The sequence below is a fragment of the Methylobacterium sp. genome, assembly GCF_019745455.1.
Taxonomy (GTDB): Bacteria; Pseudomonadota; Alphaproteobacteria; order Rhizobiales; family Beijerinckiaceae; genus Methylobacterium.
Map to the genome: position 1 here is coordinate 34822 of NZ_JAIETD010000116.1, position 6187 is coordinate 41008.

General features: G+C 68.3%; 10 protein-coding genes. 4 read left to right on the forward strand and 6 right to left on the reverse strand.

Annotated elements, in window-relative coordinates; genetic code table 11:
* Positions 1–91 precede the first annotated feature (91 nt).
* Positions 92–937, reverse strand: coding sequence for an RNA methyltransferase (locus K2Y56_RS20920; protein ID WP_292512221.1), 846 nt, complete (start codon positions 935–937; stop codon positions 92–94).
* Positions 938–944: 7 nt separating this feature from the next.
* Complete coding sequence (croR, locus tag K2Y56_RS20925; protein ID WP_292512224.1) at positions 945–1430, reverse strand: 3-hydroxybutyryl-CoA dehydratase; 486 nt, start codon at positions 1428–1430, stop codon at positions 945–947.
* A gap of 152 nt (positions 1431–1582) precedes the next feature.
* Between croR and K2Y56_RS20930 the strand changes: the two genes are divergently transcribed.
* Both K2Y56_RS20930 and K2Y56_RS20935 read left to right on the forward strand, forming a co-directional pair.
* Positions 1583–2194 (forward strand): cation transporter, encoded by a 612-nt coding sequence (locus tag K2Y56_RS20930; protein ID WP_292512227.1) that lies wholly within the window; start codon positions 1583–1585, stop codon positions 2192–2194.
* A 2-nt stretch (positions 2195–2196) separates the two neighbouring features.
* Entirely contained in the window at positions 2197–3045 is an 849-nt protein-coding gene (locus K2Y56_RS20935; protein WP_292512230.1) for a metallophosphoesterase, read from the forward strand.
* A 70-nt stretch (positions 3046–3115) separates the two neighbouring features.
* Here K2Y56_RS20935 and K2Y56_RS20940 read toward each other — a convergent pair whose 3' ends face one another.
* Together K2Y56_RS20940 and K2Y56_RS20945 are read right to left on the reverse strand one after the other, a co-directional pair.
* Positions 3116–3877, reverse strand: coding sequence for a Crp/Fnr family transcriptional regulator (locus K2Y56_RS20940; protein ID WP_292512233.1), 762 nt, complete (start codon positions 3875–3877; stop codon positions 3116–3118).
* A gap of 35 nt (positions 3878–3912) precedes the next feature.
* Positions 3913–4290: a histidine kinase gene (locus K2Y56_RS20945; protein WP_292512237.1), complete on the reverse strand. Its 378-nt coding sequence runs from the start codon at positions 4288–4290 to the stop codon at positions 3913–3915.
* Positions 4291–4558: 268 nt separating this feature from the next.
* Between K2Y56_RS20945 and K2Y56_RS20950 the strand changes: the two genes are divergently transcribed.
* Together K2Y56_RS20950 and K2Y56_RS20955 are read left to right on the forward strand one after the other, a co-directional pair.
* On the forward strand, positions 4559–5272 hold the full coding sequence (locus tag K2Y56_RS20950; protein WP_292512240.1) for a Crp/Fnr family transcriptional regulator: 714 nt from the start codon (positions 4559–4561) through the stop codon (positions 5270–5272).
* Complete coding sequence (locus K2Y56_RS20955; protein WP_292512243.1) at positions 5272–5526, forward strand: hypothetical protein; 255 nt, start codon at positions 5272–5274, stop codon at positions 5524–5526. The genes K2Y56_RS20950 and K2Y56_RS20955 overlap by 1 nt, the downstream gene beginning before the upstream one ends.
* Before the next feature lie 67 nt (positions 5527–5593).
* Here K2Y56_RS20955 and K2Y56_RS20960 read toward each other — a convergent pair whose 3' ends face one another.
* Positions 5594–5839 carry a hypothetical protein gene (locus tag K2Y56_RS20960; protein ID WP_292512246.1) on the reverse strand — a complete coding sequence of 82 codons (246 nt, stop codon included), beginning with the start codon at positions 5837–5839 and terminating at the stop codon, positions 5594–5596.
* Positions 5836–6187 (reverse strand): helix-turn-helix domain-containing protein (locus K2Y56_RS20965; protein WP_292512248.1); only part of this gene is annotated, 352 nt, incomplete at its 5' end. The genes K2Y56_RS20960 and K2Y56_RS20965, both read right to left, overlap by 4 nt.

Consider the following 6187-nt stretch of genomic DNA (forward strand, 5'->3'; position numbering starts at 1 on the left):
AGATCAGGACTTCCAAGGATAGCGCACCGGCTCGTGAAAACGAGCCGTCCCGCTTCGAGGCATCCCCAGCCCACCCGCCGGGGAACATCGGCTACGCTTGGGTATGCGACAATTGCCACTCATTGTCGCGCACCGCACTGCGATAACCGGCGAGATGGTGAAGCGCGATGGCGCCGGCGGTGCCGACGTTGAGGGAATCGAAGCCAGCCGCCATCGTGATTCGTAGCGTCCGGGCGCGTGCGATCACCGAATCCGGCAGGCCCGGCCCCTCCGCGCCGAGGAGGAGGAGACTTCGGGCAAGGGGCTCCAGGCGCGAGATGTCGGTCGTTCCCCGCGGCGTCATGGCCAGCGGCGTGAGGCCCTGGCGGTCGGCCAGCGCAAGGAGGTCGCCTGCCTGACCGAGGCGCGCGAAGGGCATGGTCAGCGCCGCCCCGGCCGAGACCCGGATCGCCTTGCGGTAGAGCGGGTCGCAGGTCTCGCCGTCGAGGATCACCGCGTCGGCCCCGAAGGCGGCGGCGTTGCGGAAGACGGCACCGACGTTGTCGTGGTTGGTCAGCCCGACGAGGCCGACGACGAGGGCCTTGCCCTCGGGAATCAGCGCGGAAGCCTCAGGATCGATACCGCGAAGACCCACCGCCAGCACGCCGCGATGGATCGGGAATCCGGCGATGGCGCTCATGACAGGCCGCGCCGCGACGTAGACCGGCGGAGGATCAGGCAGGGCGGCGATGCTTGCCTCGAGTCCGGCGACCCGCTCGGGCAGAAGCAGGATCGATTCGAGGGTAAATCGCGAGCGCGGCGACAGCGCGATCCGCAGCGTCACCTCGCCCTCGACGATGAAGCGCCCGCCCCGCCCGATCAGGTCGCGCTCGCGCATGGCCCGGTAGGCGGCGATGCGCGGGTCGGCGGGGTCGTCGATCGGAGTGGGCGTGGTCAACCGGGGATCAGGCGGTCGGGTCGGCCGCCCGGCCGCCCATCCGCACCGCCAGCGGGTCGGCCTCTTCCTTGGTCGGCACCTTCACCAGGGCCTCGCCGTCCAAGACGACCTCGCCGGCCACCGAACAGGTGCATTTCAGGCGCGCCCGACGGCGCTCGGGGACGAGTTCGGCGACCTCCACGGTGACGTCCACGGTATCGCCGATGCGCACCGGCGCACGGAAGTTCAGGGTCTGCGAAATGTAGATCGCGCCCGGGCCCGGAAGTCGAGTGCCGAGCACCGCCGAGATCAGCCCGGCGGTGTAGAGGCCGTGGGCGATGCGGGTGCCGAAGGGCGTGCGCGCCGCGAAATGCTCCGACAGATGGATCGGGTTGCGGTCGCCGGTGATCTCGGCGAAGCCGATCACGTCGGACGAGGCGATCGTCTTGTGCAGCGTCTCGGACAGGCCGACTTCGAGGTCCTCGAAATAGAGGACGCGCAGTTCGGGCATCATCGTCGGGTCTCCGTCTCAAAGCGTCGCAGGCGGTTCCGAGGCCGTCGCACAGGCGGCGAGCCGAATCCAGTGCGCAGACCACCGAAAGTCGTCCCTCGACAGGCGTGCCCGACTCGCGCCAAGAGGCGGCACCCTCAAAGCCAGGCCGCCGCATGCCCAGCCATTCACCGCCCGATCCGGCCCTTCGCCCGGTGGTCGCCCGCGTCGCCGGGCTGAATCTCGGGTATTTCGGGATCGAGATCGCCGTGGCGCTCGCCATCGGCTCGGTCGCGCTCATCGCCGACAGCCTCGACTTTCTGGAAGATGCGGCGATCAACCTGCTGATCTTCGCGGGCATCGGCTGGAGCGTGCGCAACCGCGCACGGCTCGGCATGGCTCTGGCCGGCATCCTGCTCTTGCCTGCCCTCGCCACGGCCTATGCCGCGTGGGAGAAGTTCGCCACCCTCGCCCCGCCCGATCCGTTGCCCCTCACGCTCACCGGCCTCGGCGCGCTCGCCGTCAACATGACCTGCGCGGCGATGCTCAGCGCCCATCGCGACGGCAGCGGCAGCCTGACTCGCGCGGCCTTCCTCTCGGCCCGAAACGACGCCTACGCCAACCTCGCGATCATCGCCGCCGGCCTCGTCACGGCACTGACCCTGTCGCCCTGGCCCGATCTCGTTGCCGCCGCCGGGATCGCGGTACTCAACGCCGATTCGGCCGGCGACATCATCCGCGCCGCGCGGGCGGAATGGCGGGCTGCGACGACCGCCGACGGCACCTGACCATGCGCCTGTTCCCGATCTCCGACCTCCACCTCGAACGCCGCCGGCCCGAGACGATCCAGCCTCCGACGGCGGCCTTCGATATCCTGGTCTGCGCCGGCGACCTCCACGAGGGCCGTCCCGAAAGCGGGCTCGCCGCCCTCCTCGCCCTGGCCAGCGGGCGCCCAATCGTCCTGGTACCGGGCAACCACGAGCGTTACTCGCCGACAGGCGATCCCCGCACGGCACCGGAACTCATCGCCTCCCTGACGGCCGAGGTAGCGCGGATCAACCGATCCGGGGCAGGCACCATCCACCTCCTCGCCCACGGCGCCGGCGTCATCCTCGACGGGGTGCGCTTCGTCGGCACCACCCTATGGAGCGACTGGTCGCTCGCCGGCCGCTGGCTCACCGCCGACACCCTGGACCGGCCTGCCGACCCGGTCGCCTACGCCGCCGCGCGGATGACCGATCCCGTCACCGGCTCGCGCGAGTATCGCGGCTCGATCCGCAACGGCGACGGCTCGGTCTGGACTCCGGCCGACGCCATGGCGGCGCATCTCGCCGAGAAGGCAGAGCTCACGGCCTCCCTCGCCCTGCATTATCCGGGCCCGACGGTCGTCGTCACCCATCACCCCGCGAGTCCGCTCGCCGCCGACGCCTTCCGGAACGCTCCCGGCGTGCCCTGGTGGATGCCGGCATTCTACGCCTCCACCACCCTCGACGACCTGCCAGAGGCGAACCGCCCCGACCTCTGGGTCTCCGGCCATTTCCACGCCGCCCACGACATGCAGCTCGGCCGCACCCGCTGGGTTGCGAACCCCGTGGAGGGGGCGAGCTATTCGGCGGAGCGGGTAGTGGAGGTCGGGTAGGGATGCCCCTTGGCAAACGTTCGATCACACCCCGAGCCCGATGCGATGCAGGCCATCCACGGCCGCAGCCTCAGGCGGCGGCCTGGTCGCCGAGGTGAAGGTAGTTGGGCTTGAACTCGGCGGCCGCCTTCAGGCCGGGAAGGTTGAGGATCCTGAGGCTCCTCGATTTCAGCTCGATCAGGCGTTGGCGCCGCAGCTCCTGAAGCGTGCGGTTGACGTGCACGTTCGACAAGCCCGTCGTGTCGGCCAGATCCTGCTGCGTCAGCGGCAGGTCGAAGCCGTCGCCGGTGGCCCGGCCCACCACCTGCAGCCGCAGGAGCAATTCGCAGAACAGGTGCGCGATGCGCTCCAGGGCCGTGCGTGCTCCGACATTGACCAGCCACTCGCGCAGGGTCGCCTCGTCGACGAGGGTGCTCTTGCGCAAGGCCCTGGCGATCCCCTCATGCGCGAGGAGCGCTTCGACCTGGCCGGGCTCGATCTGGACAACGCGGCAGGGTGCGAGCGTGCCGATGCTGTGGTCCATGCGGTCGAGGAGGGCGACGTCGAGGTCGCAGATATCGCCGGGCAGGAGATAGGCCGCGATGTGGCGGGCGCCGCCCGCGCGGATCTTGTAGCGGCAGGCGAAGCCATCGAGGATCAGGAACACGCCGCCCGGCGGCTCGCCCTCGCGAATGATGTCGGTCCGGGCTTCGACAAGGCGCGACCTCCCGCTGACCTGGCTCAACAGCGCCTTCTCGGCGCGGCTCAGCGTCACGAAGCCACAGAGTTTGCGGATCAGCGGATTGGAGGCGTCGAAGGGCTGGTCGCCGGCCTCGGACGTGGTTTGCGGCATCCCGCTCCATGTGTCCCGAATCGAAGTGTCCCGCATCAACTCGCCGCCGCGGGTACGAGTTCGTCGAGCGACGCGATGACGTCTGTGGGCAGGGCTGGCTTCGACAGCCATGGGACGCCCTGGAAGTCGACGGTGAGGCGCTGGTCGCGCCGGCAGCCCGAATGGACGAGAAATGGGACGCCGCGAGCCCGCAGCCCGCGGGCGAGGGCGGAGCAGCGGCCGTCCTTCAGGAGCACGTCGATGACGGCGAGGGTCGGCTGCTCCTCCTCCAGACGCCGCAGTGCCTGCGCCGCCGTGGCAACCGGCCCGATCACCCGGTAGCCCGCCCTGGCAAGGGCATCGCTCAGGTCCAGGCCGACCAGCGGATCGGCTTCCGTGAGCAGCACCATAGGCTGCGCGTCCTCGCGTTCCATGTTAGAGCTCCCGGATGATGAGCCGAGCACTGCGCAAGCACTCCGAGGCTCAATGGCGAGCGCCATAACCAAGAACTGACGGCATTGGAAGTTATATACCGATTAGGTCTGCTACCGGACACTCTCCTATGTTAGAAACCACACGAAACTGACGCTATCGTTGGATTTTCACGGCAGATGATCTAGACTTGAATCGTCGCTTGCAGGCTATCTGGGCGCAGGCGCTTGAGAGACCGCGCGTGCTCTTGCCCCTATTGGGAGCAGAGCAATGTCTCAGGTCCAGCAATCTGAGATCCGCAATCGTCTGCTGAAGGCGCTTTCGGCCGAGGATTTCGCGCTGCTGCAGCCGCACCTGCAGCCATTGGCGACGCCGTTGCGCCATACCCTCATCGTGCCGAACGCGCCGATCAAGCAGCTCTTCTTTCCGGAGATCGGTTTCAGCTCGACGACGACCTCGGGCGCCGGTGGCCGGGCTGAGGTCGGCCTCATCGGCCGGGAGGGCCTCGTCGGCGCCTCGCCGGTGCTGCTCGGCACCGACCGCACGCCTCACGATCACTTCGTCCAGAGCGCGGGCGAGATGCTGTCGATCGAGACGGGCGCCCTTTGCGATGCCGTCCACCAGAGCCGAAGCCTGCGAAGGCTGCTGCTGCGCTCCGTCCAGGTACAGATCATCCAGACCGCCCAGACCGCCTTCATCAACGCCACCTACACTATCGAGATACGCCTCGCGCGTTGGCTGCTGATGTGCCGGGACCGGCTCGACGAGGACGAGCTCCACATCACTCACGAGTTCCTGTCGCTGATGCTGGGCACCCAGCGGTCCAGCGCGACCCTGGCGGTTCAGTCCCTGGAGGGGCACCGGCTGATCAAGGCGCGGCGCGGGCGCATCACCCTCCTAAACCGCAGGGCCTTGGAGGAGGTGGCCGACGACGGCTACGGCCTCCCGGAGGCCGAATATGCCCGGCTGATCGAGGGCGCCTGATGCCGCGCTACTACTTCAATCTTCGGCACCGGCCCGGACCTGGGGGCCTCGCCGTCGACGAGGAAGGCGACGAGTTGGCCGATCCGGAGGCCGCCCGCGCGCACGCCCTGCTGCTGGCACGCGACATGATCGCCCGGACCCGCACCGAGATCGTGCGCGACTGGATGGCCTGCGCCTTCGAGATCACGGACGAGGCGGGCGCACTCGCGACGACGGTGCGGTTCGGCGAAATCGTTCCGGAGATCGAAGGCTGAGGCGTCACGCTTCCTTGATCGAGAGCGAACGGACCCGACATTGGCCGGCAACGGGTCAGAGCCTGGATCACGATGTCTGAGCGAGGCGCCGCTCGATCCAGGCCTGCGCCTTGTCGAGATTCGCGAAGGTCGGCGGATTCGGATGGTCGACACGCCCGAAACCTGCCTCCAGGAACCACATCCCGGCTTCGTCATCATGCTCGTCCGAGAGCTGGACCAGCACGGCGACAAGGTAGCCGTCGGCAAAGACGAGGTGGCTCTCGATGTCGTGGCTGCCCGTGCCGACATGCACAGGCTGTAGGTGAAGGCTCATCCCGCGGCCCGCTTCTCCAGATGCAGATACGTCTCGTCAAACTCCGCAAACCGCAGAAGTTCATCCCAGGCCTCGATGACGAGCGTATGGCCACGCAAGGTGATCAGGCTTTTGCCGCGCATCTCCTGGAGGACGCGGTTGACGTGCACGTTGGAAAGCCCGAGCGCATCGCCGAGATCCGCTTGGGTGACCGGCAGCGAGCAGCGATAGCTTTGCGCCAGCCCCACCGCCTGCAGCTTCAGGTACAGCTCGCAGAAGAGATGCGCGATCTGCTCGAAAGCCGAGCGCCGGCCCATGCCGACCATCCACTCGCGGAAGACCGCCGCGTCGACCAGCGTGTCGCGCCAG

Bases quoted from the DNA above. Each gene is read 5' to 3' on its own strand.
- croR (WP_292512224.1), bottom strand. From the start codon at position 1,430: ATGATGCCCGAACTGCGCGTCCTCTATTTCGAGGACCTCGAAGTCGGC.
- K2Y56_RS20930 (WP_292512227.1), top strand. From the start codon at position 1,583: ATGCCCAGCCATTCACCGCCCGATCCGGCCCTTCGCCCGGTGGTCGCC.
- K2Y56_RS20935 (WP_292512230.1), top strand. From the start codon at position 2,197: ATGCGCCTGTTCCCGATCTCCGACCTCCACCTCGAACGCCGCCGGCCC.
- K2Y56_RS20940 (WP_292512233.1), bottom strand. From the start codon at position 3,877: ATGCCGCAAACCACGTCCGAGGCCGGCGACCAGCCCTTCGACGCCTCC.
- K2Y56_RS20945 (WP_292512237.1), bottom strand. From the start codon at position 4,290: ATGGAACGCGAGGACGCGCAGCCTATGGTGCTGCTCACGGAAGCCGAT.
- K2Y56_RS20950 (WP_292512240.1), top strand. From the start codon at position 4,559: ATGTCTCAGGTCCAGCAATCTGAGATCCGCAATCGTCTGCTGAAGGCG.
- K2Y56_RS20955 (WP_292512243.1), top strand. From the start codon at position 5,272: ATGCCGCGCTACTACTTCAATCTTCGGCACCGGCCCGGACCTGGGGGC.
- K2Y56_RS20960 (WP_292512246.1), bottom strand. From the start codon at position 5,839: ATGAGCCTTCACCTACAGCCTGTGCATGTCGGCACGGGCAGCCACGAC.